The organism is Mesorhizobium sp. M8A.F.Ca.ET.207.01.1.1, from assembly GCF_004794715.1.
GTDB lineage: Bacteria > Pseudomonadota > Alphaproteobacteria > Rhizobiales > Rhizobiaceae > Mesorhizobium.
This window is the reverse complement of the sequence record NZ_SRUS01000450.1, coordinates 1-308: the sequence shown is the minus strand read 5'-3', so window position 1 is coordinate 308 and position 308 is coordinate 1. Positions and strand designations below refer to the sequence as shown.

Sequence of the window (308 nt, the reverse complement as noted above, 5' to 3'; positions counted from 1 at the left end):
CCGATGTGGCCGCCGCACAGAGTCCCGATGCGCTGGAACAGCTGCGCGTGGCCCTGCTTGGCAAGAGCGGCAGCATCACCTCGCAGCTCAAGCAGCTCGGCGCCCTGCCGGCCGACGAGCGCAAGGCCGCCGGTGAAGCGATCAACCAGGCCCGCGACGCGCTGACCCGCGCGCTGGGCGAGCGCAAGGCGCTGCTGGAAGACGCGGCCCTGGATGCGCGCCTGGCGGCCGAAGCCATCGACATCACCCTGCCGGGCCGCAACGGCGAGCGCGCCGGCCTGCACCCGATCACCCGCACCCTGGAGCGC

General features: G+C 73.7%; 1 pseudogene. It reads left to right on the top strand.

Annotation, left to right across the window (positions count from 1 at the left end):
* A pseudogene (locus EN850_RS35315) lies at positions 1-308 on the top strand (phenylalanine--tRNA ligase subunit alpha); the annotation flags it as partial.